The organism is Streptomyces sp. NPDC085946 (assembly GCF_044540485.1).
GTDB lineage: Bacteria > Actinomycetota > Actinomycetes > Streptomycetales > Streptomycetaceae > Streptomyces.
The window spans coordinates 230573-257093 of sequence record NZ_JBITSF010000007.1; the positions used below are offsets into that span (position 1 = coordinate 230573).

The following is a 26521-nucleotide window of genomic DNA, read 5'->3' on the forward strand; positions in this document are numbered from 1 at the left end:
TGTGAGCCCGATGAGCCAGGCGGCACAGAACCTGAACTGGTTGATCACCAACTTCGTGGACAACACCCCGGGGGTGTCCCACACGGTGGTGGTCTCCGCCGACGGACTCCTTCTGGCGATGTCCGAAGGCTTCCCCCGCGACCGCGCCGACCAGCTCGCGGCCGTCGCCTCCGGTCTGACGTCTCTGACGGCAGGCGCGTCCCGGATCTTCGAGGGCGGGAGCGTCAATCAGACGGTTGTGGAGATGGAGCGGGGATTCCTCTTCATCATGTCCATCTCCGACGGTTCCTCGCTCGCGGTCCTCGCGCACCCCGAGGCGGACATCGGCCTCATCGGGTACGAGATGGCCCTTCTGGTGGACCGGGCCGGTACCGTCCTGACACCGGATCTTCGTGCGGAGCTCCAAGGGAGCCTTCTCAACTAACGGGCAGACGGTGCGTTTTGGCGTCCCGTGGCCGTAAGGTTTCGGGACGCGGCTCCACGAGATGGGTGCCAGGCACAGTCGGAGGAGGAGAAAGTGGCAACACCCCCAGGCGGTTCACCTTCGGGCAATTGGTCGTACGGCCCTGCCCAGGGCCCGAACGACGGTTCCCAGAACCGGTACAACTTCCCCTCCGCACCCAGCCACCGGCAGCCGTACCCGCCGCAGGGCCCCGGCCCGGCGCCGTACGACCAGCCGCAGGCGCCGCGCATCCAGCCCGTGCAGCCGCAGCGCCGCACCCCCGAGCCGTCGCCCGCCGGGGCGTCGAACAACCCGCTGGTGCGTCCGTACGCCATGACCGGCGGCCGGACCCGCCCGCGCTACCAGCTCGCCATCGAGGCGCTGGTGCACACCACCGCGCAGCCGCACCAGATGCAGGGCCAATTGCCCGAGCATCAGCGGATCTGCAACCTCTGCCGGGAGATCAAGTCGGTCGCCGAGATCTCGGCGCTCCTGACGATCCCTCTCGGCGTGGCCAGGATCCTCGTCGCCGACTTGGCGGAGGCGGGACTGGTCGCCATCCATCAGCCCGGCGGCGACGAGAACGCCGGTGGCCAGCCAGACGTGACACTGCTCGAAAGGGTGCTCAGTGGACTTCGCAAGCTCTAGCGGCGGTCCTTCCCGCTCCACCACCTCCGCGAAGATCGTGGTGGCGGGCGGCTTCGGCGTGGGCAAGACCACGTTCGTCGGCGCCGTCTCGGAGATCAACCCGCTGCGCACGGAGGCCGTCATGACGTCTGCTTCGGCGGGCATCGACGACCTCACCCACACCGGGGACAAGACGACCACGACGGTCGCCATGGACTTCGGCCGTATCACCCTGGACCAGGACCTGATCCTGTACCTGTTCGGCACCCCCGGCCAGGACCGCTTCTGGTTCATGTGGGACGACCTGGTGCGCGGCGCCATCGGCGCGATCGTCCTGGTCGACACGAGGAGGCTCGCCGACTGCTTCCCCGCCGTCGACTACTTCGAGAACAGCGGCCTGCCGTTCGTCATCGCGCTGAACGGGTTCGACGGGCAGCAGCCGTACTCGCCGGACGAGGTCCGGGAGGCCCTGCAGATCGGGCCCGACACGCCGATCATCACGACCGACGCGCGGCACCGTGCCGACGCGAAGTCGGCGCTGATCACGCTCGTGGAGCACGCGCTCATGGCGCGGCTGCGGTAGTTCCCCCACGGGGGACAGCCCCCGGCGGCCACGGGCCGCCGGGGGCTGTCGTATGCCCGGGTGCGGGACGGTCCGGGACGGTTCGCGCGGCTCCCCGCACTTCCGCGCTTCCACGCGAAGAGGCCCCTCCCTGGGCAGGGAGGGGCCTCTTCGCGTGTCGGCCGGTCAGCGCCAGCTGTGCGGGGCGCGGAAGCCGGGCTCGCGTTCCAGGCGGCGCCAGCCGGCACGCCGGTGGGGGCGGTGCGACGGGGCCGGGTCGGCGGAGCGGGCGGCCGCGCGGGCCAGGAGGAGCGCCGTGATGGCGGCGACCTCCTCCGGCTCGGCGTGGCCCTTCTCGACGCGGATGTCAGGCATGTCCATGGGTGTCAGTCTCCGTGAGAGAGGGGTCCGCGGGATTGCCGCGACGGGTCCGCCGGGTTACTGCGGCGGGTTGCCGTGCTTGCGGGACGGCAGGTCGGCGTGCTTGGTCTGGAGCATCGCCAGCGAGCGGATGAGCACCTCGCGGGTCTCCGCCGGGTCGATGACGTCGTCGACCAGGCCGCGCTCGGCCGCGTAGTACGGGTGCATGAGCTCGGACTTGTACTCCTTGACCATGCGGGCCCGCATGGCCTCGGGGTCCTCGGCCTCGGCGATCTGGCGGCGGAAGATGACGTTGGCCGCGCCCTCCGCGCCCATCACGGCGATCTCGTTGGTCGGCCAGGCGTAGGTGAGGTCGGCGCCGATGGACTGGCTGTCCATGACGATGTAGGCACCGCCGTACGCCTTGCGCAGGATCAGGGAGATACGCGGCACGGTCGCGTTGCAGTAGGCGTACAGCAGCTTGGCGCCGTGCCGGATGATGCCGCCGTGCTCCTGGTCGACGCCCGGGAGGAAGCCGGGGACGTCCAGGAAGGTGACGATCGGGATGTTGAAGGCGTCGCACATCTGCACGAAGCGGGCGGCCTTCTCGGAGGCCTCGATGTCGAGGACGCCGGCCAGCACCTGCGGCTGGTTGGCGACGATGCCGACGACCTGGCCGTCCATCCGGGCCAGCGCGCAGATGATGTTGCGGGCCCAGCGCTCGTGGACCTCCAGGTACTCGCCGTCGTCGACGATCTCCTCGATGACCCTGGCCATGTCGTACGGCCGGTTGCCGTCCGCCGGGACCAGGTCGAGCAGGACGTCGGAGCGGCGGTCCACCGGGTCCGCGGACTCGTGCCGCGGCGGGTTCTCGCGGTTGTTCTGCGGGAGCAGCGACAGGAGGTAGCGGACCTCCGCGATGCAGGTCTCCTCGTCGTCGTACGCGAAGTGGCACACGCCGGAGGTCTCCGCGTGGACGTCCGCGCCGCCCAGCCCGTTCTGGGTGATCTCCTCGCCGGTGACCGCCTTGACCACGTCCGGGCCGGTGATGAACATCTGCGAGGTCTCGCGGACCATGAACACGAAGTCGGTGAGGGCGGGGCTGTAGGCGGCGCCGCCCGCGCACGGGCCGAGCATCACCGAGATCTGCGGGATGACCCCGGAGGCCTTGGTGTTGCGCTGGAAGATGCCGCCGTACCCGGCGAGGGCGACCACGCCCTCCTGGATGCGGGCGCCCGCGCCGTCGTTGAGGGAGACCAGCGGGGCACCGGCCGCGATGGCCATGTCCATGATCTTGTGGATCTTGGTGGCGTGGGCCTCGCCCAGCGCGCCGCCGAAGATCCGGAAGTCGTGGGCGTAGACGAAGACCGTGCGGCCCTCCACCGTGCCCCAGCCGGTGATCACACCGTCCGTGTACGGCTTCCTGGCCTCCAGGCCGAAGCCGGTGGCGCGGTGCCGGCGCAGCTGCTCGACCTCCTGGAAGGTGCCCGGGTCGAGCAGGAGCTCGATGCGCTCCCGCGCGGTCAGCTTGCCCTTGGCGTGCTGCGCCCGGGTCGCCTTCTCGCTCGGGCCGGCCAGCGCCTGCGCACGGATCTCGTGCAGTTCGGCCACGCGTCCGCGCGCGTCCGCGGGCTCGCCCGCTGTCTCGCCCTGTGACTCACCCAGCGCATCATCCAAAACGGTCATGTAGCGACCTTACGAAGCCGGGCGAGGAAAGCGAGCCGTCGACTCCTCACAGTCTCGGGGGTGTTTTCCTGGTAGCACCGAACAGAACCGGGGCGGGATGCAGCCCTTCCGACTGCTCAGAGGGCCTGTGCGTTGTATGGGTCGCACAAATCCGTCACCTGAGAGTGACGTCACATCGGTGGGTGGCACATGCCTCCCCCGGAGTGACACGGACGCGCAGACGGCGGTCAGCCGACAGGATCCGCACCGTCTCGTCCGCGTGCGCGACCGCGCCGACGGGACGGTCCCAGGTGATCTCCAGCGGTTCGCCCGTCCGGGGTGGTTCGCTCACGCAGAGGGTAGCGGTACGGCCGTGGCGGCGGACCAGCACGCTCGCGCCGGCCGACGCGGTGAGCGGGCCCGCCGTCCCGGCCCGCCAGAAGGTGGCGGCCGTCAGGCCGAGGGAGGGGACGGCGACCGCCTGGCGTGCGCCGTCGTTGGCGAGGACCGTCAGCCAGCGGCGGTCGGCGGCGCGGCGGGCGACCGCGCGGCGCGCGGCGCCGGGCATGAGGACGTAGACGTAGGTGGCGTCCGTGGGGTCGGTGCCGTGGTCCAGCCAGAGGGTCTGCCAGCGGCGGGTGCGGCGCTCGGCCGTGCCGGCGGCGTTGATGTCCGCCCAGGCCCCGGTGCGGTCCTCGCGCAGCGTGCGCAGCCGCCCCTGTGGCACCAGCCAGCCGCCGTGGTCCGCCAGGTGGACCCAGCCCGGCCCGCGGGTGAGGGCCGGTGAACCGGACTCCCCCAGGTTGCGGTTGTCGACGACCGTCTCGACGGGGACGCCGTCGCGGCAGGTGATCCCCGCGCCCAGGCAGATCACCGCGTCGGCGGTGAAGAACCAGGACTTGCGGGCCCGGAGGGTGGAGCCGAGGCCCTCCAGGTGCTGGCCGAGCGCCGCGTACGCGCCGTCGGTGGTGCCGCCGACCCAGCGGGCGTCCGGCCGGGGCTCGCCCCATTCGCCGCCGGCGCGGTCGGGCAGGCGCCGGGTCGACACGGTGGTGCCGGGCAGGCGGTACCAGTCGACGGTGGGCCAGAACCAGTCCGTGTACTGGTCCGCGCGGCCGGACCACCAGGAGAGCATCCCGGCGCCCGTGTGCCAGCCGCGCGGGTTCTCGCCGTTGCCGCACTCGTAGTGCGCGACGCGGTCGCTGGCCATGGCGAGGGAGGCGGTGAAGCCGACGCCGCGGTGCACCGCGCGGTCCATGGCCGCGAAGATCCGGTGCCCGGCGGGCTCGGGCGCCGCCGCGACGGGCGAGGCGGCGATCGCGTGCAGCCGGGCCAGGTCGGCGACCTCGTACTGACGGGCCGTCAGGATCGGGGAGACGGTGTCGCGTTCGATCCAGCCCTTCACCAGCGCGTGCCAGCGGTCGCGTTCCACCGGGGACGCCGCCCCGGCGAGGAGCACGATGGCGGCGATGAGCTGCTGTCCGTGGAAGTGGTCGCCGCGCGGGACCCGCCGGTCGTCGGTGACGAGCAGACCGCGGCTGACGGCCCGGCCGTTGACGGCGTCCATCACCAGCCCGTCGTGCAGGAACGGCGCGAAGGCGTGCTCGACGCTGTCTAGGACGTTCTGCCGGGCGGGGTCGGTGACCTCCCAGCGGGATCCGGCGAGCAGGGTGAGCAGCCGGGCGAGGCCGTCGAGCAGGACCTGGCCGTACGTGCCGGTGTAGGGCACCCGGGTGTGCTGGACGAACGAGCCGTCGGCGTACAGGCCGTCGCCCCGGGTGACGTACCGGAAGACCGGCGAGAGGGCGTCCCGGGCCAGGGCGATCCGGGCCGGGTCGCGGCCGAGGACGCCGCTCAGGGCGGCCGAGCGGCACAGGTCGACGCGGTTGGCGCCGGTCGACGTGCCGGAGGGGTCGCCGAGCGCGGAGTCGGGGACGAAGTGCCGGACGGCGGCGCAGGCGGCGGCGGTGCGGTCGGGGCCGAGGTCGTCGTGGAGGGCGGCGGTGATGTCCATCAGCAGGCGCGGGCTGCCGATCCGCCATTCCCACCAGTTGCCGTAGGGGGTGGTGGCCGGGTGGTAGACGGTGGCGGAGAGGTGGTCCAGGCCGCGCAGGACGGCCGCGAGGAGGTCCGGGTCGCCGGTCGAGCCGGTGCCCGGCTGGACGTACGCCCGGGTCATGGTCCACAGGCGGCCGTACGCGAGGGTGATGCCGGCGGGCGGGTCGAAGGGGTGGCCGGGCCACAGGGAGGCGGGGGTCGGGGTCATGCCGGCGCGCAGGGCACGGGCGTGCGCGCCGGTCTCGGCGAGGCGGGAGGCGTACGGCTCGGCGGCGGGGTCGTAGCCGGTGCCGAGGGCGAGGGCGAGCCAGCGGTGGCGCAGGGCGGTGCAGGGGTCGGGGTCGGAGTCGGGGGCGGGGAGCTCGGCGGGTGGGCCGGTGAGGGGCGAAGGGGCCGGTGCGGGGTCGGTGGTGGTCGGGTGGGGCCGGGGGGTTCGGGGCGCGGCGAGGGCCTGGGGCCGGGTGGCTCCGGCCGCCGCGAGGGCCGCCGCGGTGAGCAGGAGGGCGCGGCGGGGCGGGCCCTGGCGGGGGGTCGGGGGCTGGGCGGTCACGGTCCTGGCCTACCAGGGCCGGCGGAGGGTGCCGGGCGGGCCGCGCCGGGGGGGCGGGTGGTGTCGCGGTCGCCGCGGCGAGCGGGGGACGGGGCGGAGGCGGGGCCGGGCGGAGGCGGGACGGGGCGGAGGCGGGGCCGGGCGGAGGCGGGGCCGGGCGCCGTTCCGCCCGTCGGGGCCGTGGGGCGGTGTCAGCCGAAGCGGTCGAGCAGGCGCCGGAAGAGCCGGGGCGTGATGCCGCGCGCCCGGCCCAGCAGGGTCGTCCACCCGGGCACGTACGCCTCGTTCCGCTCGTGCCGCACGGCGTCCCAGACCGCGCCCGCGACGCGGGAGGCCGACATGGGGCGCGGGAAGGTGCGCTGGTAGGGCCTGCCGCGGCGGGTGAAGAACGCCGTCCTCACGGGTCCGGACACGATCAGCGTCACGCCCACCCCCGTGCCGCGCAGTTCCTGCCGCAGCGCCTCGGCGAAGGCGGCCAGCCCGGCCTTGGCGGCGCAGTACACCGCCTCCTCCCGTACGCCCAGGGTCCCGGCGATCGAGCTGAGCAGCACCACGCGCCCCCGGCCGGCCGCCACCATCGACGGCAGGACCTCGCGGACGAGGTGCAGCGTGGCGTTGAGGTCCAGGCTCAGCACCCGGTCGATGTCCGTGTGCGGCATGGTGACGAAGGGGCCCGACCAGCCGATGCCCGCCCCGGCGACCAGCACGTCGATCCGGCCGGTCGCGCGCAGCGCGGACTCGGCCAGCAGGCGGGGCCCCTCCGGGGCGGCGAGGTCGGCGGGCAGCACGAGGGCCGAGGAGCCGGCGGCGGTCTCCTCCAGGCGGCGGCGGTCCCGTCCGTTGAGGAGCAGCTGCCAGCCGTGCCGGCCGAAGCGCCGCGCCGTGGCGGCGCCGATGCCCGAGGACGCCCCGGTGACGAGGACCACGGGCCGGTCCGTGCGCGGGCGCGGTCCGTGGCCCCGCGCCCTGTCGGGGGCGGCGTCCACGGGACGGCGTGCGGGGTGCGCCGGCGGGTCGTAGGTGGGGCCGGGGCCGGTGTGTGTCACGAGTCGGTCTCCCTGCGCTGTCGGTCCCGTGGTCTCGTCCTGCGCGGTGCGGACCGTCGCCGGTCCGTTCCGCGGCACGGATCCCCGTCGTGCGGATCCTCGTCTTCCAGGACACCGCCACCTGCCCGCACCGCGCCAGTTCTGCGGCCGTTCGCCGCAGCGGGGCTCACCCGGACCGGCGTGTGCCGCTGCCCCGTCGGGCAGCGCGGAAGGCGCCGCACCGCTCGCCCGCGCGGCGCGCCGCAAGACCACCCGTGCGGGCCGTCCGGTGCGGCCAGGCGGCGGTACGGGCGGGGCGAGGGACGAAGGAGGGCGGGGAGGCGCCCGCGGGTACCGGGGCCGTGCGGCGGCCCGGTCGGGGGCGGGACCGGGCGGCCGGTCCGGGACCCGGCAGGGCGGCGGGGCGGCGGGCCGGCCGCCCTGGCCTGCGGGTTCCGGTCGCCGGACCTGGCGTGCGGGCCGCCGGGCCCCGTGCGGCCGCCGACCGCGGCCGGGGCGGTCTTCCCCGCGAAGCGCTCCCGGCGCTCGCCGCGGCCCCTCGACGTGCCGCGGCGCAGCGGCCCGGCCAGGGCGGCGGCCGGGGGCCCGGGCGCCGGGTGTCACCCGGACCGGTGAACCGGGCGAGAGACCCCGCCAAAGACGCCAAAGATGTTGAACGCTGAACGGAATAGGTCTACGGTGGGTCCCGTTGAGGTAGTTGAATCTTAAACGGCTACCGGCCCTCACCCCTCAGGAGCACCCCATGACCACCACCGCGAACCTGGCCACCCTGACCGGCGACTACACGATCGACCCCGCGCACACCACGATCGGCTTCACCGCCCGCCACGCCATGGTCACCAACGTCAAGGGCAAGTTCCTCGACTTCACCGGCGCGCTGCACCTGGACGGCACCGACCCGTCCCGGTCCACCGCCACCCTCGACGTCGCGATGGACAGCATCGACACGGGCAACGCGGACCGCGACGGCCACCTGAAGAGCGCGGACTTCTTCAAGACCGACGAGTTCCCGACCATGACGTTCCGCTCGACCGGGGTGGAGGCGCTCGGGGGCGACGACTACCGCGTCACCGGCGACCTCTCCATCCTCGGCGTGACCAAGCCGATCACCATCGACCTGGAGTTCAACGGCGTCGCCAAGGACCCCTTCGGCAACGAGCGCGTCGGCTTCGAGGGCCGGGCCACGATCCTGCGCTCCGAGTGGGGCCTGACCTGGAACGCCGCGCTGGAGACCGGCGGCTTCCTGGTGTCCGACAAGATCAAGCTCGCCTTCGACGTCTCGGCGATCAAGAACGCGTGACCGCGTCCGGCCGGACCGGTGCCACGCCCCGAGCGCGCCCGCCTTCCACTCCCCCGTACGGGAAGGCGGGCGCTCGGCGTATCCGCCCCGCGGACGCCCGCCCGCGCCGGCGCCCGCCCGGGACCGCCCTCCGCCCGCTCCGCTTCAGCCGGCCCTCTCCGCCTCCAGCCCCGCGATCGCGGCCCCGACCCGGGCGGCCCGGCTCCCCGGGGTCCGGGCGCGGAGCACGCCGAGCATGACGAGGTACCGGTCCGTACGCCCCAGGGCCTCGAAGCGGGCCAGGGCCCCGGGACGGCGGGCGGGCTCCGCCGCGAGGTCGTCCGGCACGACGGCCTCCTGCTGCGACACGTACGCCGCCTCCCACCGCCCGTCCGCCCGCGCGGCCGCCACCTCGGCGAGCCCCGCCGGCCGCATCCGCCCGTCCGCCGCCGGCTCCGCCACCCGCCGCACGTTGGCCGCGGACCACAGGCCGCCCGGCCGCCCGGCCGCCGCGGAGTGATCCGCCGCAGGTGGAACGACCCGTCGAGCCCCTTGCGCTGCCCGGTGATCCACCCGTGGCACAGAGCCACGTCATTGACCTCCGCGGCGGTGACCGACGCGATCCCCGCCCCCTTCCTGGCCACCTTCACCCAGGGACCGGGACCGCCGGGCGGGATGCCGGGAGAGCCTGGCGTCCAGCCGGGCGACGGGCGCGAGGGGGAGGGGGCGGGCGCCGCCGGATGAGGTCATGGGACCACCGCAGGAGGGATGCAGGACGGGTGCCGTCCTGGCAGCCACGCGGTCCGGAATCCCGGCCTGATGCGCTGTCAGTGGCGTGCCTTAGGGTTCCGCCATGGCGCTGAGCGACATCACACGCCGCGAGATAGAACAGGCGATCGACGAGTGCGACCGGCTGGGCCGCGAGGCCTTCCTGCGGCGCTACGGTTTCCGGCGGGCCCGTCGCTACCTGCTGGCGCACGGGGGGAAGCTCTACGACTCCAAGGCGATCGTCGGTGCCGCCCACGGGTTCCTGCCCGGCAGAAGCCCTCTGGCGGCGAGCGCGTTCTCCGGGGGCGCGGCCCACGCCGCGGGGCTGCTGCGCGAGCTCGGCTACGCCCTCACGGAGGACTCCGAGCCGAACGGCCCCGGCGGCCGTGACGCACTGCTGCACCTCGTCACCCACCTCAAGGTGAATCGTTCCGGCGGCCACCCCGCCCTCTACAAGCCCATCGTGCTGCTCTGGGCCATGGGCCGGGCGCTGCGCGGTGAGCCGCGGCTGCTGCCCTGGGCGGCGACCGAGGAGGCCCTCGCGGATCTCCTGCGCCGGCACGGCATGCGGGGCGAGCGCCCTCGCCCGGACTACCCCGTCGCGTCGTTGCACCGGGACGGGATCTGGGCGTTGCACGGGTGCCCGGATCCCGTGCCCACCGCCCACGGGGACGCGGCGCTGCGCCGGTGGTTCGCCGCCCATCAGCCGCTCGGCGGCCCGGCCGAGCCGGTGTACGCGCTGTTCGGGGACCCCGTGACCCGTCTCGCCGTGCTGGACGAACTGCTGGGCACCTTCTTCGAAGGCCTCGACGCCGCCCCGCTGCTGCGCGACACGGGTCTGGACGAGGACGTCATGCCGGCGGACGCTCCCGGCTCGTCGGCAGCGCCGCCGGAGCGGTGGCTGGTCACCGCGGCCGAGTACGAGCGCGGCTGTCTGCTGGTCGAGCAGCGGGAGGAGCGGATCCGTGGCGAGCGCGTCGCGCGGACCGTCCGGAGCCGCGGACGCTCCCGTGCCGCCCGGTTTCTGGTGCTGAGCCGCAGCCGGGGCCGGTGCGAGAACCCGGGGTGCGCGGGTCAGCCCTCCGACGTGACCGACCGCGGACAGCCGATACTGGAGGTCGATCACGTGGTGGACCTCGCCCTGGGCGGCCGGGACCACCCGAGCCAGATGGTGGCGCTCTGTCCCAACTGCCATGCCGTCAAGACCCGCGGGAGCACCCGGGACGCCCTGCGGGAGGCACTGCTCCGGGTGGCCGCGGAGCGGCACAGGAGGTTCACGGAACGTCCGGGGCCCGGGCTGTCCGGGCCCCGGACGGGGTGACCTCTGCCCCCGGCCCCGGCAGGCGGTCAGAAGCCCCCGCCGAAGTCCCCGCCCCCTCCCCCGCCGAAGTCGCCGCCGCCGCCGAAGTCTCCGCCGCCGAAGCCGCCCGAGAAGTCGTCGGTGTTGAAGTCGGCCCCCGAGACGTCGCCGCCCTCGAAGCCGCCGAAGTCGCCGTAGCCGGCGCCGTAGTCGGCCGCGTAGGCGGGGCCGGCCATCATGCTGCCGAGCATGGTGCCGACGAGGAGGCCGGGGAGGAGGCCGCCGCCGAAGTAGCCGCCGGCCCAGGGGCCGTAGGCGGGGCCCGCCTCCCAGTAGGGGCGGCGGCCGTACTCGGTGTCGACCTCGCGGATCATCGGGTCGCGGCCGTCGGCCAGGCGCGTGGCGTCGGCCGCGCAGACCGGGACCTCGCGCGTGGTGCCGCCCGGCGGGGTCCAGGTCGCGTCGGCGACCGAGGGGCCGTGGCGCGGGTCGAAGAAGCACGGCGGGCGGCGGTCGGGCAGCGGGCGGCCCTCGCGGCGGGCGGCGAGCTGCGCCAGGCAGAAGCGGCCGTCCTCGACGGCCTGGGTGACGGCCTTGACGTCCTCGGGCCGCTGCGCGGACGCCATCAGGGACTTCGCCTGCTCGTAGGCGTCCAGGGCGCGTTCGTAGTCCGCGCGCATCGCGTCGTCGGCGCCGGGCTCGGCGGGGTGGAAGTCGAGGCGGTCCAGTTCCTCGCCGAAGGCGGTGATGTCCTCGTCGACGACGACCCGCAGCTTGTCCAGCGCGGCCCGCTGCTCCTCCTCGTGCCGGCGCCGGTTGCGCCGCGCCAGCGCGTAGGCGCCCGCGCCGCCGGCCGCCAGCACCGCGCCGACGGTGATCAGCGTCCCGGCCGGCACGCCCGCATCGCCGGAGCCCTCGCTCCAGGTGCCGGGCGCCGAGCCGCCCAGGCCGCTGCGCAGCGCGTCGTCGACGAAGTCGTTCAGCTGGGCCTTGGCGTCGCCCGCGCCCTGCGCGGACGTGACCAGGTTCCGCACGCCCTGGTTGCTCAGCACCGCGCGGTCGGCGCGCGCGTCGAAGCGGTCGCCGAGGCGGATGCCGTACAGGCCGGTGATGCCGGTCTCGGTGCGCAGGTTGCGGAAGAGGTTCTGCGTCGGGTAGTCGGCCGGGAGGACCGCCACGAAGACGGGCTCACCGGCGTCCTCGATCTTGTCGGCGAGTGCCTCGGCGTCCGCCTCGGACAGGATGTCCGTCGCGGCCGGGTCGACGTAGACGGGACTCTCGCGCAGCGCCGCGGCGATCCGCGAGAGGTCGGTGGCCGCGTGCGCGCCGGGCGCACCGGCCAGCAGCACCGCCAGGACGGCGGCGACCGGCACGATCAGCAGGCGTACCACGGTACGCGTCCATGCGGCCTTGGCCTTCATATGTTCGAAACTACCCGAATCGTCATAGAAAGGGACATCGGTCCCGACCGGGACTTTCCCGCGGGACGTTCCCACGGGGTACCCCGGATCGGGACCGACATCCGTACCCGGCCGGCTCAGACGGCCCGGTACGCCTCCGTCAGCTTCGCCACCGCCTTCCCGTACTTCCCGGTCAGCAGCAGGTGGTCGGCGTCGGCGAACGGCTTGGCCACCGCCGCCGTGATCTCCTGCCCGGCCTGCCGCTGGACGATGAGCCGGGCCTTGGTGACCAGCGCGCGGCCCGTCGCGTCGGCGCCCGCGCGTTCCGCCGCGGCGGCCGCCCGCCCGAGCGCCTTCAGCGTCGCCACCCCGCCCTCGGGGACCGCGGTCAGCGTGGTGAGGCCCCAGCCGTACGGGTACTGCGGGTCGTACGAGGCGTCCCCGACGTTGACCGGCAGCTGCGCCTCGGTCCTCGGCCAGGTCAGGGGGAGCTGCCCGGTGAAGGGCCGGCGGCCGTAGAGCACGTCGGCGACGCCGTCGCCCTCGGTGCCCGGCAGCCAGGACGCCACCAGGGCGTCGATGTCGCCGAGCCGGTCGCCGAGGAGCTGCGGGCGGCCGGAGACGACGAGCACCACGCACCGCACGGCGCCGCACACCTTGTCCACGGCCGCCCGGTCGGCGGCGGACAGCTCCAGGTCGTGGCCGTTGCCGACGTCGCCCATGCCCTCGGCGTACGGGGTCTCGCCGACGACGACCACCCCGACGTCGTGGCCGGCCAGGGGCGCGGAGGCGTCCCGGGAGTAGGTGAGGTCGCCGCCGGCGCCGCGCATCGCCTCCAGGATCGTGGTGCCCGGGGTGATGTCCCCGGACGCGCCCTGCCAGGTGATGGTCCAGCCGCCGCTCTGGTTGCCGATGTCGTCGGCGTTGGAGCCGGCGACGTACACCTTCTGCGTCTTCTTCAGCGGCAGCAGTCCGCCCGCGTTCTTCAGCAGCACCTGGGAGGCGGCGGCCGCGTCCCGGGCGACGGCCCGGTGCGCGGCGGAGCCGATCCGGGCGATGCCGCGGGTGTCCGCGTACGGCTTCTCGAACAGGCCCAGCCGGAACTTCTGGGTGAGGATGCGCGCGACGGCGTCGTCGATCCGCCGCTCGCTGACGCGGCCCGCCCGCACCTCGTCGGCCAGCGTCGCGCGGAAGTCCCGGTAGGCGTACGGGACCATGATCATGTCGAGGCCCGCGTTGACCGACGTGCGGACGTCCGAGGCGTAGTCGCCGGGGAGCTGGTCGATGGCCTGCCAGTCGCTGATGACGAAGCCGTCGAAGCCCATGCGGTCCTTGAGCACCCCGTTGATCATGTCGGCGCGGGCGTGCATCTTCACCGGCCCCTGCCCGTCGCCGATCAGGTCGAGGGAGGAGTAGGACGGCATGACCGTGCCCACGCCCCGCCGCACGGCGTCGGCGTACGGCGCCAGGTGCACGGCCTCCAGCTCCTGCCGGGTGACCCTGGTGACGCCCTGGTCGATGGTGTAGGTGCCGGTGGTGGAGGAGCCGTAGGCGGTGCCGCCGTCGGCGACGAAGTGCTTGGCGGTGGCGAGGACCTTGTCGGAGCGGTCCAGGTCGCTGCCGTCGGCCCGGCCCTGCAGGCCCCGGATCACCGTCTCCATGGAGGTGACGAGGGCGGGGTCCTCGCCGAAGGACTCGTACGTCCGGCCCCACCGCTCGTCGCGGGTCACGCACAGGCAGGGCGCGAAGTCCCAGGGGACGCCGGTGGCCCGGGTCTCGGCGGCGGTCACCGCGCCCGCCCGCTCGGCGATCCGGGGATCGCGGGTGGCGCCCAGGCCGATGTTGTGCGGCATGATCGTGGCGCCGGCCAGGTTGTTGTGGCCGTGCACCGCGTCGACGCCGTAGATCAGCGGGATCTGGAAGCGGGTGGCCCGGGTCCGCAGCTGGAAGGAGTCGGTCATCTCGGCCCACGCCTCGGCGGTGTTGGGCGTCGGGGTGGAGCCGCCGCCGGACAGCAGCGAGCCGAGGGCGTAGGAGGCGATGTCACCGGGTGCGGTGAGCGCGCCGCGCTCGGCCTGGGTCATCTGGCCGGCCTTCTCCTCCAGGGAGAGGCGTCCCAGCAGGTCCGCGACGCGCCGGGCGACCGGCAGGCGGCTGTCCAGGTACGGCAGTCCGTGCGCGTCCACGACGACCTGCGGGGTCTCGGCCGGGGGCTTGGCGCCGGTGACGGCGAGCTTCAGCGGGACGGTCTCCGCCGCCTCGGCGGACCGGTCCTTCCGGGTGGGGACGCGCAGGGTGCGGGTGGTGCCGGAGGCCGTGCCCGCCGGGAAGGTGATCTCCCCGGCGACCGGGGTGAAGTCCCGGCCCGGGTCGGCGGTGCCGCCGGCCGTCTCGTAGGCGACGGTCACGGGCTCGGTCAGCGGGACGGCGCCGGTGGTGGCGACGGTGACCTCCACGGCCGCCGTGCCGCCCTCCGCCACCGGGTACACGGCGGCGTCCGTGGTGACGGCGGCGCGCGCGGACTGGTCGGCCCGGCCGTACAGTTCGACGCCGTCCAGGGCGAAGTCGCCCCGGGTGCCGGCCGGCAGCGTGACGGCGTACCCCCACATCGCGGTCAGGCCCAGGACCTGGTCGATGCCGCCGACGGGCTGGTAGTCGGTGCGGTAGGTGAAGTCGGTGAAGGGGATCTCGATCCGCTTCCAGCCGGTGAAGTCGTCGGTGAACGAGGTCGTCCACAGCTCGGAGGCCTCGCCGTGCGCGCCGCCGTCCTTGATCTCGAAGGCGATCTTCCGGCCGTTGCCGCGGCCCTCCCACCAGAAGCGGACGCCCCGGTGGGCGGACCAGTCGTGGGCGGGCTCGGCGGAGGCGAAGCCGTGGGTGAAACCGCCGTAGCCGCTGATGTCGTAGGTGCCGGTGAGGACCTTGTCGCCCTCCGGGGCGTCGGCGCGGGCGGCCAGTTCCAGGGCGGGCGGGTCGTCGGTGTCGGAGCCCCAGGTGAACAGGCCCCCGGCGGGCGGGCCGGCGAAGGGGACCTCGCCCTCGAACCGGTCGACGGGGACGGGCGCCGGGTCGTCGGCCGGGGCCGCGCGGGCGGAGGCCAGCGGCAGCAGCCCGGTGAGCAGGGTGGCACAGGCGAGCAGGGCGGTTCTTCGCATGGAACGTCCCTCTACTCTCTTAGTCCACTTACGACTTAGATCACGGCGTGAGTTAACTGGGGCCGCGCAGCGCCGTCAAGACTTCACGTCAGGACCGGTGCACAGCCGTCCGGCGGCGCCCCGCCGGTGGCCGTCCGTTCGGAAGGTGAACGCACAACCCCTTGACGTGTTCACGAAGGAGTCCTTTACTCACGCCTCGCACGCCCCCTCCATCCCCCACTCCAGAAGGGCGGCGCTCCATGACGGGACCGACGAAGAGAGCGCGGCGGACGCTCGGGCTGCTGCTGGCCGGGCTGCTCACCGCCGCCGGGGTCACCGCGGCCACCCCCGCGCAGGCCGCGGGCGAACAGGTCACCGCCTGGCTCACCACCACGGACGACGACGCCGGACGCCACGTGGTGCGCGGTCTGCAGGCGCAGGCCCCGTTCGCCTTCCGGTCCGGCACCGGCGGCGGCGGCGAGAACATCACCGTCGACGAGAACACCCGCTACCAGACCTTCACCGGCGGCGGCGCGTCCTTCACGGACACCGCGGCCTGGCTGATGAACAGCAGCGGGGCGCTCGACCAGGCCACCCGCGACGAGACCATGCGCAAGCTGTTCTCCCCCACGGACGGCATCGGCCTGTCGTTCCTGCGCAATCCGATGGGCGGCTCGGACCTGGCCCGCTTCGGCTACACCTACGACGACCTGCCCGCCGGGCAGACCGACCCCGGCCTGACCCGGTTCTCCCTCGCGCACGACCTGGCCGACGTGGTGCCGCTGACCCGCCGGGCCCGGCAGCTGAACCCGGCGCTGACGGTGATGGCCTCGCCGTGGACGGCACCGGCCTGGATGAAGGACAGCGGGCGGCTCGACGGCGGCTGGCTGAAGGCCGAGTACTACGGGGCGTACGCCTCGTACTTCGTGAAGTACCTCCAGGGCTACCGCGACCAGGGCATCCCGGTCGCCTACGTCACGGCGCAGAACGAGCCGACGTGCTGCGCGGGGTACCCGTCGATGAGCTGGAACGCCTCCGGGCTGGCCTACTTCACCAAGAACGAGCTGCTGCCCAAGCTGCAGGCGGCGGGCCTGCCGGCCAAGGTCCTGGCGCACGACTGGAACTGGGACACCTACGACGCCTACGCCGCCCCGACCGTGGACGACGCGGCGGTCCGCGCGCACCCCAACTTCGGCGGCATCGCCTGGCACGGCTACGGCGGCGACGTGGCCAAGCAGACGGCGGTGCACGACCGGTACCCGCAGCTGGACGCCTTCGGCACCGAGCACTCGGGCGGCACCTGGATCGCCCACCAGCAGCGCGAGGACATGATGAACATCATCGACTACACCCGGAACTGGGCGAAGTCGGTGACGAAGTGGTCCCTGGCCGTGGACCAGGACCGCGGCCCGCACAACGGCGGGTGCGGCACGTGCAGCGGGCTGATCACCGTGCACAACGGCGACGCGCGGCACGGGCAGGTCGACTACACCGTCGAGTACTACACGATGGGCCACCTGACGAAGTTCGTGAAGCCCGGCGCGCACCGGATCGCCTCCACGGCGTCCTCGGCGGTGCCGAACGTGGCCTGGCGCAACCCGGACGGCTCCAAGGCGCTGATCGCGTACAACGACTCCGCGTCCGCGCGCACGGTCACCGTCAACTGGGGCGGCCAGAACGCCACTTACTCCCTGCCGGGCCGGACGTCGGCGACCTTCGTCTGGTCGGGGACGCCGTCGGGCGGCGGGGACCGCACCGGGTCGTTCACCGGACTGGCCGGCAAGTGCCTGGACGTGGCGGGCGGTTCGGCCGCCGACGGCACCGCGGTGCAGCTCCACGACTGCAACGGCTCGGCGGCCCAGCGCTGGACCGTCGGGGCGGACGGCACGGTCCGGGCACTGGGCAAGTGCCTGGACGTCGCCTCGGGTTCGACGGCGGACGGGGCGAAGACGCAGCTGTACGGCTGCAACGGCACCGGCGCGCAGCAGTGGTCGTACGACGCGGCGACCGGTGACGTGGTCAACACTGCGGCGGACAAGTGCCTGGACGTGACCGACAACTCCTCGGCGAACGGGGCCCGGGCGCAGATCTGGTCGTGCACCGGGGCCGCCAACCAGAAGTGGCGGCTGCAGCAGTAGCCCCCGGCGGGCGGCCTGCCCCGGCGAGTCCGAGCGGCTCGCCGGGGCTCGTGCCGGACGCGCCTACTCCGCGGGCTGGACGCCCGCCCGCAGCAGCCCGTAGGTGTACGCGTCCTCCAGGGCCTGCCAGGACGCCGCGATGACGTTCTCGGCGACACCCACGGTGGACCACTCCCCCGTCCCGTCGGACGTGGCGATCAGCACCCGGGTCGTGGACTGGGTGCCGTGCTTGCCCTCCAGGATGCGGACCTTGTAGTCCACCAGCTCCAGCGCGGCGAGCTGCGGGTAGATCTTCTCCAGCGCCACGCGCAGCGCCCGGTCCAGGGCGTTGACCGGGCCGTTGCCCTCCGCGGTGGCGACGATGCGCTCGCCCTTGGCCCACAGCTTGACGGTGGCCTCGTTGGCGTGGGTGCCGTCGGGGCGGTCCTCGACGATCGCCCGCCAGGACTCCACCTCGAAGTACTTCAGCGGCCGGCCCTCGGCCTCGGCGCGCAGCAGCAGCTCGAAGGAGGCGTCGGCGGCCTCGTAGGTGTAGCCCTGCAGTTCGCGCTCCTTGACGCGCTCCACGACCCGGCCGACCAGCTCGCGGTCGCCGCCGAGGTCGATGCCGAGCTCCTTGCCCTTGAGCTCGACGGAGGCGCGGCCGGCCATGTCGGAGACCAGCATCCGCATGGTGTTGCCGACCAGCTCGGGGTCGATGTGCTGGTACAGGTCCGGGTCGACCTTGATGGCGGAGGCGTGCAGGCCGGCCTTGTGGGCGAAGGCGGAGACGCCGACGTAGGGCTGGTGCGTGGAGGGGGTGAGGTTGACGACCTCGGCGATGGCGTGCGAGATGCGGGTCATCTCGCGCAGCCGGCCCTCGGGCAGGACCCGCTTGCCGTACTTCAGTTCCAGGGCGGCGACGACCGGGAAGAGGTTGGCGTTGCCGACGCGCTCGCCGTAGCCGTTGGCCGTGCACTGCACGTGGGTGGCGCCCGCGTCGACGGCGGCGAGGGTGTTGGCGACCGCGCAGCCGGTGTCGTCCTGGGCGTGGATGCCGAGCCGGGCGCCGGTGTCGGCGAGGACGGTGGAGACGACCGCCTGGATCTGCGCGGGCAGCATGCCGCCGTTGGTGTCGCACAGCACGACCACGTCCGCGCCGGCCTCCGAGGCGGCCCGTACGACGGCCTTGGCGTACTCGGCGTCGGCGCGGTAGCCGTCGAAGAAGTGCTCGCAGTCGACGAAGACCCGGCGGCCCTGGTGCTTGAGGAACGACACGGTGTCGCGGACCATCGCCAGGTTCTCGTCGAGGGTGGTGCGCAGGGCGAGCTCGACGTGCCGGTCGTGGGACTTGGCGACCAGGGTGATCACCTGGGCGCCGGAGTCGAGGAGCGCCTTGACCTGCGGGTCCTCGGCGGCGGTGGCACCGGCGCGGCGGGTGGCGCCGAAGGCGACCAGCTGGGCGTGCCGGAACTCGATCTCCTGCCGGGCGCGGGCGAAGAACTCGGTGTCCCGCGGGTTCGCGCCGGGCCAGCCGCCTTCGATGAAGCCCACGCCGAAGTCGTCCAGGTGCCGAGCGATGGCCAGCTTGTCCGCGACGGTGAGGTTGATGCCCTCGCGCTGCGCGCCGTCGCGCAGCGTCGTGTCGAAGACGTGGAAGGAATCGTCGAGCTCGCTGGTTGCGGTCATGATCTGAAGGCTCCTGTATGGGATCTCGGTCTACCGGAATGACCGGCTCCACCATCCCCCCATGATCCCTCGCGCCTTCGCCTCCGGCTGTGGGTGGGCCAGAAAAGCGAAAAACCTCTCGCGGGTGCGAGAGGTTTGCGCGCGGGTCGAGGACGACGGTGTCCGCCCGCACCGGTTCGTGCTGGGCGGTCACTGCGGACCGGCGCGCCTGCTGCCAATAATCGTGGCGAACGAGAGCACGGGGGCAGTCTGGCACACCCCGTCCCCGTGCTCGCCGTCCGTCTCAGGATGCGGGCGGAGGGCCGGCCGGCGCGGGCCGGCGGCGGACCCGTCGCGGGCGCCGCCGGCCCGGGCCGGTCCGACGTGGCGGGTGCGGCCCGGGCGTGCGCTCACGCGTCCGCGAGGAGGCTCTCCGCGAGGAACTCCCCGACGTGGCCGAGGACCTGCGCGCGGTCGGTGCCGCGCAGGCCGATCGCCACGTGGATGGAGAAGCCGTCGAGGAGGGCGCGCAGCCGGGACGCGAAGCGGTCGGGGTCGACGGTCCGGAACTCGCCGCGGGAGACGCCCTCGGCGAGGAGGGCGACCAGGTCGCGGTGCCAGGCGCCCTCGATGGCGGCCTGCCGGTCGCGGGCGTCGTCGCCGGCGTTCCTCGAACGGTTCCAGACCTCCATCCACAGCGTCCAGTGCGGGTCGCCGTGGCCGTCGGGCACGTACAGGTCGACGTAGGCGTCGAGGCGTTCGCGGGCCGTGGCGGGGCGGGCGAGCAGGCGGGCCCGTTCGGCGCCGAGGCGGCCCTCGCTCCACTCCAGGGTCCGTAGCAGCAGCTCGTCCTTGGAGTGGAAGTAGTACAGGAGGTGGCCGCTGCTCATGCCGACCTCGCGGCCGAGCGCGGCCATGGTGAGCTTCTCCAGGCCGCGCCCGGCGATCATCTCCATGGCGGCGGCGAGGACCTGCTCGCGCGGCGGGGCGGGGGTGCGCCGGGGCGGGCTCATCCGGCGGCCCGCCCCGCCGCGGGCAGGAGGGGGGTCCCGTGGCGTTCGTTCACCCGTACGTTCTACCGGACCGCCGTCTTCGGCTGCTGCTGGGTGATGCAGTGGATGCCTCCGCCGCCCGCGAAGATCGTGCGGGCGTCCACCGGCGTCACCGTCCGCCCGGGGAAGAGCTGGCGGAAGATGTCCGCCGCGAGCTCGTCGCGCGGGTCGTCGAAGGCGCACAGGACGACGCCGCCGTTGCACAGGTAGTGGTTGATGTAGGAGTAGTCGGCCCAGTGGCCGTCGGCCTCCAGGACGGTCGGGGCGGGCACCTCGACGACCTCCAGGCGGCGGCCCCGCGCGTCCGTCTGCGCCTTCAGCAGCCCGACGGTCTCCTTCGTCACCTCGTGGTCGGGGTGCGCCGGGTCGGGCTGCACGTGGGCCACGACGACGCCGGGCCGGGCGAAGGCGGCGACGATGTCGACGTGGCCGAGGGTGCCGTAGCCGTACGGGGGGTAGTCGCCGGTCAGGCCGCGCGGCAGCCAGATCGCCTTGCGGGTGCCGAGGTGGGCGTGGATCTCCGCCTCGACCTCCTCCTTCGTCCAGCCGGGGTTGCGCTCGGGACCCAGCTGCACGGTCTCGGTGAGCAGCACGGTCCCCTCGCCGTCGACGTGGAGGCCGCCGCCCTCGTTGACGAGCCGCGAGGTGTACGTCCGCGCCCCCGCGAGGTCGGAGACGTACGCGGCGATCTTCGCGTCGTGCTCCCAGCTCGCCCAGTCCTGGGCGCCCCAGCCGTTGAACGTCCAGTCGACGGCGGCCAGCCGGCCCGCGGCGTCGGTGAGGAAGGTGGGGCCGATGTCGCGCATCCAGGCGTCGTCGAGCTCGCGCTCCACCGTCTCGACGCCCTCGCCGAGCAGGGCCCGCGCCTGCGGGGACTGCCCCGGCCCGCACACCACCGTCACCGGTTCGAAGCGGCGCACCGCGCGGGCGACCGACGCCCAGGCGGCGCGGGCGGCGGCCAGGTCCCCGGCGTCGTCGAAGGTGGCGTTGGCGCCCGGCCAGGCCATCCAGGTCCGTTCGTGCGGGGCCCACTCGGCGGGCATGCGGAAGCCGTCGGCGGCAGGCGTGGTCATCGGGCGGGTCCTCACAGGAAGTACAGGCGGTTGAGGGAGACGGAGTCGGCGGGCTCGGAGCGCAGCGGTGCGCCGTCGAGGGTGACCAGGCCGGTGCGCTGGTCGACGTCGACGCTGCCGGTACGGGAGTTCAGCCGCAGGTCGGCCGGGCCGATGCCGCGGGTGCCGCGCACCGCGACCCGGCGGCGGCGGGTCGGCAGGCTGTCGTGGCCCTGGTCGAGGGCGGCCTGCGCGACGAACGCGACCGAGAGGTCGGCCGGGGCCGCGCCGTGCGCGCCGAACTGCGGTCCCAGGACGAGGGGTTCGCAGGTGTCGGTGGCCGCGCCCGGGTCGCCGACCACGCCGTAGGCGGGGAAGCCGGCCTTGAGGACGAGCTGCGGCTTGGCACCGAAGTACTCCGGCCGCCACAGCACGATGTCGGCGAGCTTGCCGGTCTCGATCGAGCCGACCTCGTGGGAGAGGCCGTGGGCGATGGCGGGGTTGATGGTGAGCTTGGCGATGTAGCGCAGGACCCGCTCGTTGTCGTGGTCCTCGGGGGCGCCGAGCTCGGCCTTCATCTTCCCGGCCATGGCGAAGGTGCGGCGGACCGTCTCGCCGGCGCGGCCCATGCCCTGCGCGTCGGAGGAGGTGATGCCGATGGCGCCCAGGTCGTGCAGGACGTCCTCGGCGCCCATGGTCCCGGCGCGGATCCGGTCGCGGGCCATGGCGGCGTCGCCGGGCAGGTCGGTCTTGAGGTCGTGGACGGAGACGATCATGCCGTAGTGCTCGGCGACGGCGTCCCGGCCGAAGGGCAGGGTGGGGTTGGTGGAGGAGCCGATGACGTTCGGGACGCCCGCCATCTTCAGGACGTTGGGGACGTGCCCGCCGCCGCAGCCCTCGATGTGGAAGGCGTGGATGGTGCGGCCTTCCAGGACGCGCAGGGTGTCCTCCACCGACAGGCACTCGTTGAGGCCGTCGCTGTGCAGGGCGACCTGCACGTCGTGCTCCTCGGCGACCCGCAGCGCGGTGTCCAGCGCGCGGGTGTGGGCGCCCATGTCCTCGTGGACCTTGAAGCCGGACGCGCCGCCCTCGGCCAGCGCCTCGATCAGCGGGGCGGGGTGGGAGGACGAACCGCGGCCGAGGAAGCCGATGTTGACCGGCCAGGCGTCGAAGGCGCCGAACGCGTGCCGCAGCGCCCACGGGGAATTGACGCCGACGCCCCACACCGGGCCGAACTCCTGCCCGATGACCGTGGTCACGCCGGAGGCGAGCGAGGCCTCCATGATGCGCGGCGACAGCAGGTGGACGTGGGTGTCGACGGCCCCGGCGGTGGCGATGAGCCCTTCGCCGGAGACGATCGAGGTGCCGGTGCCGACCACGACGTCGACGCCGTCGAGGGTGTCGGGGTTGCCGGCCCGCCCGATCGAGTGGATCCGGCCCTCCCGGATGCCGATGGACACCTTGCGCACGCCCTGCACGGCGTCGATCACGACGACGTTGCTGATGACGGCGTCGCAGGTCTCCCGGACCGCCGCCGCCTTCAGGTGCAGCCCGTCGCGGGCGGTCTTGCCGAACCCGGCGAGGAACTCGTCGCCGGGGCGCTGGGAGTCGGACTCGACGCGGATCACCAGCCCGGAGTCGCCGAGCCGGATCCGGTCGCCGGCGCGGGGGCCGTGGGTGGCGGCGTAGGCGTACGGGTCGATGCGGACCGACTCGCTGATCTCCCGGCCCTTCGAGCGGCTCATCGCCCGTCTCCTTCCGGTGCGACGCCCAGGTATCCGCAGGCCGCGGCCCGCCGCAGGGCCTCCTCCTTCGCCCCCGGGGCGTCCAGCGGCCCGTCGACGAGTCCGGCGAAGCCGACGGCGATCCGCTCGCCGCCGATCGGCACGAGCCCGACCTCCGCGCTCTCGCCCGGCCCGAAGCGGACGGACGATCCGGCGGGGACCGCGAGCCGCATGCCGTAGGCCCGGGCGCGCGGGAAGTCCAGGCGCGGGTTGGCCTCGAAGAAGTGGAAGTGGGAGGTGACGGAGACGGGTACGGCCGCGGTGTTGGTGACCGTCAGCCGCACCACGGCCTCGGGGTCGGCGTGCTGCGGTCCCGGCAGCAGGGCGCCCGGCGCCCGCTCTCCCAGCCCGCCCCCGATCGGGTCGGAGACGACCGCGAGCCGTGAGCCGTCGTCGAAGACGGCCTCCACGTGCACCTCGGTGACGACGTCGGCGACGCCCGGCAGCACGTCGTCCGGGCCGAGGACCGCGCGGGCCCGTGCCACGGCCTCGGCGAGCCGGGCGCCGTCACGGGCCGCCTCGCACACGGTGTCGGCGATCAGCGCGGTCGCCTCCGGCACGTTGAGCCGCAGGCCGCGGGCCTTGCGGGCCCGGGCCAGCTCCGCCGCCGAGAACAGCAGCAGCCGGTCGCGCTCCGTGGGGGTCAGTCTCACGTCCCGGCACCTCCTTGCCTTCCGGGGTTTAGAGCATCACTCTAAACATCAGGTTCCCGCAAGCCAACCATTGACGGGTGGACAAGGGGCACGTCACATTGAGCGGCGTTCAAAGCACAGCGCGGCCGCCGAAGGAGACCAGTCATGCCGATCGAACAGCACGGGGTCGACACCATCCCCGAGGAGGAGCGGACCAGCGGGCCGCGCGACCTCGTGTCGATCCTGCTCGGCTCCAACCTCTGCCTGGGCGTGATCGTCTTCGGCTGGCTGCCGCCCTCCTTCGGCCTGGGCTGGTGGGCGTCGGTCGGCTCGGTCGTGGCCGGTACGGTCGTCGGCACCGCCCTCACCGCCCCGCTGGCGCTGATCTCGCTGCGCACCGCGACCAACCTCTCCACCTCCTCCGGCGCCCAGTTCGGCGTGCGCGGCCGGCTCGTCGGCTCGGTGGTCGGCCTGCTGCTGGCCCTCGGCTACACCGCGCTGACCGTGTGGATCGGCGGCGACGTGGTGGTGGGCGTGCTCGGCCGGCTGACGGGGCTGCCGACGGGCGACGCGTCGTACGCCGTCGTCTACGGGCTCCTCGCGGCGGCCACGGTCGCGGGCGCGGTGTACGGCTACCGGGTGCTGCTCGCGATGTCCCGGGTCCTGGCGGTCGGCATGACGGCCCTGCTGGTGCTGGGCCTGGTCGCGTACGCCCCGGACTTCACGACGGCCGCCCTGCCGGAGGCGGGCGGCTACCTGCTGGGCTCCTTCTGGCCGACCTGGCTGCTGGCGGCGGTGGCCGCCGGCCTGTCCGGCCCGATCGCCTTCATCACCCTGCTCGGCGACTACACCCGCTACATCTCCCCGGCCCGCCACTCCTCCCGGCGCGTCCTGCACGCGACCTGGCTGGGCCTGATGCTGGGCCTGCTGGTGCCGCAGCTGTTCGGCACCTTCACCTCGTACGCGGCCCGCGCCGCGCTCGACTACGCGGGCCCGCTGGTCGACGCCGCGCCCACCTGGTACCTGGTCCCGCTGCTGCTGGCCGCCTCCGCCGGATCGGTCGGCAACGCGGGCCTGATGCTGTACTCGATGGGCCTGGACCTGGACGCCATCGTGCCGCGCGCCTCCCGCGCCACGGCCACCCACGTCGTCGCCGTCATCGCCACGGCCTGCGTCTTCACGGGCCACTACGCCTCGACCGCGCAGGACGCGATGACGTCCTTCGTCCTGCTGCTGACGGCGATCGGCACGCCGTGGGCGGTCATCACCCTCATCGGCTTCGCCCGCTGCCGCGGGGTGTACGACCCCGACGCCCTCCAGGTCTTCAACCGCCGCGCCCGGGGCGGGACCTACTGGTACACGGCCGGCTGGCACGTCCCCGCCACGGTGTCCTGGGCCCTGGGCGCGGCCGTCGGCCTGCTCGCGGTGGCCCTGCCCTCGTACGAGGGCCCGCTGCTGGCGTACACCGGCGGGGTGGACTGCAGCTTCCTGCTGTCGGGGCTGGTCGGGGGCGTCGTCTACCTCGCCTGGACGGCCCGGGAGGCCGGCCCGGCGCCCGCGGCGACGGCCCCGGACACCGCCCCCGCCGCGGCGGGAACCGCCGGACGCTAGACGGCCCGGCACACGAGCGGCCCGGGCCGGACGGGGACGGCCGTCCGGCCCGGGCCTCACCGTCCGCGTCCCGCCCGGGAGGCGGACGCGTCACGAGCCCGGCCGGAGCACCGGGGGCGAGCCGCTCGACGGGCGGGGGCGTCCCGCCCGCGACGGAGGACGAGGGCCCGGCCGGCCGGAGCCGGCCGGGTCTCCCGGTCAGCCCAGCTTGTGCATCCAGCCGTGCCGGTCCTCGGCCGTGCCGCGCTGGATGTCCAGGAGGGCCTGACGCAGGCGGAGGGTGACCTCGCCGGGCTCGCCGCCGCTCTGGTGCCACTCGGCGCCCGCGCGCTTGACGGTGCCGACCGGGGTGATGACGGCCGCCGTGCCGCAGGCGAAGACCTCGGTCAGGGAGCCGTCCTCCGCGTCCCGCTGCCACTGGTCGACGGAGATCCGGCCCTCCTCGGCCGTGTAGCCGAGGTCGCGGGCGACGGTGAGCAGCGAGTCGCGGGTGACGCCCTCCAGGATGGAACCGGTGAGGGACGGCGTGACGATCCGGTCGCCGTACACGAAGTACAGGTTCATGCCGCCGAGCTCCTCGACCCACTGGTGCTCGACCGCGTCGAGGTAGCAGACCTGGTCGCAGCCCTGCTTGGCGGCCTCGGCCTGGGCGAGCAGGGAGGCCGCGTAGTTGCCGCCCGTCTTGGCGTCGCCCATGCCGCCGGGGACGGCGCGGACGCGGTCCTCGGAGACCCAGATGGAGACCGGCTTGACGCCGCCGGGGAAGTAGGCGCCGGCCGGGGAGGCGATGACGAGGAACAGGTACTCGTTGGCGGGCTTGACGCCCAGCCCGACCTCGGTGGCGATCATGAACGGGCGCAGGTAGAGCGACTCCTCGCCGCCGTGCGCCGGCACCCACGCCTTGTCCTGCTGCACCAGCGCGTCGCACGCCTCGATGAACGTCTCGACCGGCAGCTCGGGCATCGCCAGGCGCCGGGCGGAGCTCCGGAAGCGCTCGGCGTTCTTCTCCGGGCGGAAGGTGGCGACCGAGCCGTCGGGCTGGCGGTAGGCCTTCAGCCCCTCGAAGATCTCCTGCGCGTAGTGCAGGACGGTGGTGGCCGGGTCCAGGGAGATCGGCGCGTACGGCACGAGCTGGCCGTCGTGCCAGCCGCGGCCCTCGGTCCACTTGATCGTCACCATGTGGTCGGTGAAGTGGCGGCCGAACCCGGGGGCGGCCAGGATCGCCTCGCGCTCGGCGTCGGCGAGGGGGCTGGCGGAGGGCTTGAGCTCGATCGTGGGCGTCGTCATGGATTGATGTCCTTCACCGGTTGTAGTGACGGGCCGCGTCCACGCCCGTACGGCCGGTGGCCAGTGCTAGGACGTCCGAGCATTCCCTCATTCGGCGGCTCCGCGTTCGATTATCGCAAGCGGAGTC

At 73.9% G+C, this 26521-nt stretch carries 19 protein-coding genes and 1 pseudogene; 7 read left to right on the top strand and 13 right to left on the bottom strand.

Going from position 1 to position 26521, the window contains the following annotated elements:
* The first annotated feature begins 10 nt into the window (after positions 1–10).
* From ACIF8T_RS16955 to ACIF8T_RS16965, 3 genes are all read left to right on the top strand, one after another.
* Positions 11–424, top strand: a complete 414-nt coding sequence (locus ACIF8T_RS16955; RefSeq protein WP_004983065.1) for a roadblock/LC7 domain-containing protein — start codon at positions 11–13, stop codon at positions 422–424.
* A 93-nt stretch (positions 425–517) separates the two neighbouring features.
* Positions 518–1090, top strand: coding sequence for a DUF742 domain-containing protein (locus ACIF8T_RS16960; RefSeq protein ID WP_400035682.1), 573 nt, complete (start codon positions 518–520; stop codon positions 1088–1090).
* Positions 1071–1652, top strand: coding sequence for an ATP/GTP-binding protein (locus tag ACIF8T_RS16965; RefSeq protein ID WP_093769009.1), 582 nt, complete (start codon positions 1071–1073; stop codon positions 1650–1652). Before ACIF8T_RS16960 ends, ACIF8T_RS16965 begins: the two co-directional genes overlap by 20 nt.
* A 165-nt stretch (positions 1653–1817) precedes the next feature.
* On the opposite strand, the gene ACIF8T_RS16970 is transcribed toward ACIF8T_RS16965, so the two are convergent.
* From ACIF8T_RS16970 to ACIF8T_RS16985, 4 genes are all read right to left on the bottom strand, one after another.
* Positions 1818–2012 (bottom strand): acyl-CoA carboxylase epsilon subunit, encoded by a 195-nt coding sequence (locus ACIF8T_RS16970; protein ID WP_400035684.1) that lies wholly within the window; start codon positions 2010–2012, stop codon positions 1818–1820.
* A 57-nt stretch (positions 2013–2069) separates the two neighbouring features.
* Positions 2070–3602, bottom strand: a complete 1533-nt coding sequence (locus ACIF8T_RS16975; protein ID WP_400035874.1) for an acyl-CoA carboxylase subunit beta — start codon at positions 3600–3602, stop codon at positions 2070–2072.
* Positions 3603–3831: 229 nt separating this feature from the next.
* Positions 3832–6264: a polysaccharide lyase 8 family protein gene (locus ACIF8T_RS16980; RefSeq protein ID WP_400035686.1), complete on the bottom strand. Its 2433-nt coding sequence runs from the start codon at positions 6262–6264 to the stop codon at positions 3832–3834.
* Between the two features lie 191 nt (positions 6265–6455).
* Positions 6456–7310, bottom strand: a complete 855-nt coding sequence (locus ACIF8T_RS16985) for an SDR family NAD(P)-dependent oxidoreductase (RefSeq protein ID WP_400035688.1) — start codon at positions 7308–7310, stop codon at positions 6456–6458.
* A 742-nt stretch (positions 7311–8052) separates the two neighbouring features.
* Between ACIF8T_RS16985 and ACIF8T_RS16990 the strand changes: the two genes are divergently transcribed.
* Positions 8053–8610 carry a YceI family protein gene (locus ACIF8T_RS16990; protein WP_400035690.1) on the top strand — a complete coding sequence of 186 codons (558 nt, stop codon included), beginning with the start codon at positions 8053–8055 and terminating at the stop codon, positions 8608–8610.
* Between the two features lie 144 nt (positions 8611–8754).
* On the opposite strand, the pseudogene ACIF8T_RS16995 reads toward ACIF8T_RS16990, so the two are convergent.
* Positions 8755–9339, bottom strand: a pseudogene (locus tag ACIF8T_RS16995) (YdeI family protein).
* 103 nt (positions 9340–9442) lie between these two features.
* Here ACIF8T_RS16995 and ACIF8T_RS17000 point away from each other — a divergent pair.
* A complete protein-coding gene (locus ACIF8T_RS17000; RefSeq protein ID WP_400035692.1) occupies positions 9443–10678 on the top strand; it encodes an HNH endonuclease signature motif containing protein in 1236 nt (411 codons plus the stop codon).
* Positions 10679–10704: 26 nt separating this feature from the next.
* On the opposite strand, the gene ACIF8T_RS17005 is transcribed toward ACIF8T_RS17000, so the two are convergent.
* A complete protein-coding gene (locus tag ACIF8T_RS17005; RefSeq protein ID WP_400035694.1) occupies positions 10705–12078 on the bottom strand; it encodes a hypothetical protein in 1374 nt (457 codons plus the stop codon).
* Between the two features lie 116 nt (positions 12079–12194).
* On the bottom strand, positions 12195–15212 hold the full coding sequence (locus ACIF8T_RS17010; protein ID WP_400035696.1) for a glycoside hydrolase family 3 N-terminal domain-containing protein: 3018 nt from the start codon (positions 15210–15212) through the stop codon (positions 12195–12197).
* 239 nt (positions 15213–15451) lie between these two features.
* Between ACIF8T_RS17010 and ACIF8T_RS17015 the strand changes: the two genes are divergently transcribed.
* Entirely contained in the window at positions 15452–17329 is a 1878-nt protein-coding gene (locus tag ACIF8T_RS17015) for a ricin-type beta-trefoil lectin domain protein (protein ID WP_400035698.1), read from the top strand.
* A 63-nt stretch (positions 17330–17392) separates the two neighbouring features.
* Here the strand turns inward: ACIF8T_RS17015 and cimA are convergent, their stop codons facing one another.
* From cimA to ureA, 5 genes are all read right to left on the bottom strand, one after another.
* Positions 17393–18997 (bottom strand): citramalate synthase, encoded by a 1605-nt coding sequence (gene cimA, locus ACIF8T_RS17020; RefSeq protein WP_400035700.1) that lies wholly within the window; start codon positions 18995–18997, stop codon positions 17393–17395.
* 389 nt (positions 18998–19386) lie between these two features.
* Positions 19387–19989: a TetR/AcrR family transcriptional regulator gene (locus ACIF8T_RS17025; RefSeq protein ID WP_400035702.1), complete on the bottom strand. Its 603-nt coding sequence runs from the start codon at positions 19987–19989 to the stop codon at positions 19387–19389.
* A 62-nt stretch (positions 19990–20051) separates the two neighbouring features.
* Positions 20052–21101 (bottom strand): agmatine/peptidylarginine deiminase, encoded by a 1050-nt coding sequence (locus ACIF8T_RS17030; RefSeq protein WP_400035704.1) that lies wholly within the window; start codon positions 21099–21101, stop codon positions 20052–20054.
* Between the two features lie 11 nt (positions 21102–21112).
* A complete protein-coding gene (locus ACIF8T_RS17035) occupies positions 21113–22825 on the bottom strand; it encodes an urease subunit alpha (protein WP_400035706.1) in 1713 nt (570 codons plus the stop codon).
* On the bottom strand, positions 22822–23517 hold the full coding sequence (gene ureA / locus ACIF8T_RS17040; RefSeq protein WP_400035708.1) for an urease subunit gamma: 696 nt from the start codon (positions 23515–23517) through the stop codon (positions 22822–22824). The genes ACIF8T_RS17035 and ureA overlap by 4 nt, the downstream gene beginning before the upstream one ends.
* A 144-nt stretch (positions 23518–23661) precedes the next feature.
* Here ureA and ACIF8T_RS17045 point away from each other — a divergent pair, with 144 nt between their 5' ends.
* Positions 23662–25107 carry a cytosine permease gene (locus tag ACIF8T_RS17045; RefSeq protein WP_400035710.1) on the top strand — a complete coding sequence of 482 codons (1446 nt, stop codon included), beginning with the start codon at positions 23662–23664 and terminating at the stop codon, positions 25105–25107.
* 198 nt (positions 25108–25305) lie between these two features.
* Here the strand turns inward: ACIF8T_RS17045 and ACIF8T_RS17050 are convergent, their stop codons facing one another.
* Positions 25306–26394, bottom strand: a complete 1089-nt coding sequence (locus ACIF8T_RS17050) for a branched-chain amino acid aminotransferase (RefSeq protein WP_400035712.1) — start codon at positions 26392–26394, stop codon at positions 25306–25308.
* Between the last annotated feature and the right edge of the window lie 127 nt (positions 26395–26521).

Excerpts from the sequence above, each read along its gene's own strand:
- cimA (WP_400035700.1), bottom strand. The coding sequence starts at position 18,997 with ATGACCGCAACCAGCGAGCTCGACGATTCCTTCCACGTCTTCGACACG.
- ACIF8T_RS17010 (WP_400035696.1), bottom strand. The coding sequence starts at position 15,212 with ATGCGAAGAACCGCCCTGCTCGCCTGTGCCACCCTGCTCACCGGGCTG.
- ACIF8T_RS17005 (WP_400035694.1), bottom strand. The coding sequence starts at position 12,078 with ATGAAGGCCAAGGCCGCATGGACGCGTACCGTGGTACGCCTGCTGATC.
- ACIF8T_RS17030 (WP_400035704.1), bottom strand. The coding sequence starts at position 21,101 with ATGACCACGCCTGCCGCCGACGGCTTCCGCATGCCCGCCGAGTGGGCC.
- ACIF8T_RS17015 (WP_400035698.1), top strand. The coding sequence starts at position 15,452 with ATGACGGGACCGACGAAGAGAGCGCGGCGGACGCTCGGGCTGCTGCTG.
- ACIF8T_RS16970 (WP_400035684.1), bottom strand. The coding sequence starts at position 2,012 with ATGGACATGCCTGACATCCGCGTCGAGAAGGGCCACGCCGAGCCGGAG.
- ACIF8T_RS16990 (WP_400035690.1), top strand. The coding sequence starts at position 8,053 with ATGACCACCACCGCGAACCTGGCCACCCTGACCGGCGACTACACGATC.
- ACIF8T_RS17035 (WP_400035706.1), bottom strand. The coding sequence starts at position 22,825 with ATGAGCCGCTCGAAGGGCCGGGAGATCAGCGAGTCGGTCCGCATCGAC.
- ACIF8T_RS17050 (WP_400035712.1), bottom strand. The coding sequence starts at position 26,394 with ATGACGACGCCCACGATCGAGCTCAAGCCCTCCGCCAGCCCCCTCGCC.
- ACIF8T_RS17000 (WP_400035692.1), top strand. The coding sequence starts at position 9,443 with ATGGCGCTGAGCGACATCACACGCCGCGAGATAGAACAGGCGATCGAC.
- ACIF8T_RS17045 (WP_400035710.1), top strand. The coding sequence starts at position 23,662 with ATGCCGATCGAACAGCACGGGGTCGACACCATCCCCGAGGAGGAGCGG.
- ACIF8T_RS17025 (WP_400035702.1), bottom strand. The coding sequence starts at position 19,989 with ATGAGCCCGCCCCGGCGCACCCCCGCCCCGCCGCGCGAGCAGGTCCTC.
- ACIF8T_RS16955 (WP_004983065.1), top strand. The coding sequence starts at position 11 with ATGAGCCAGGCGGCACAGAACCTGAACTGGTTGATCACCAACTTCGTG.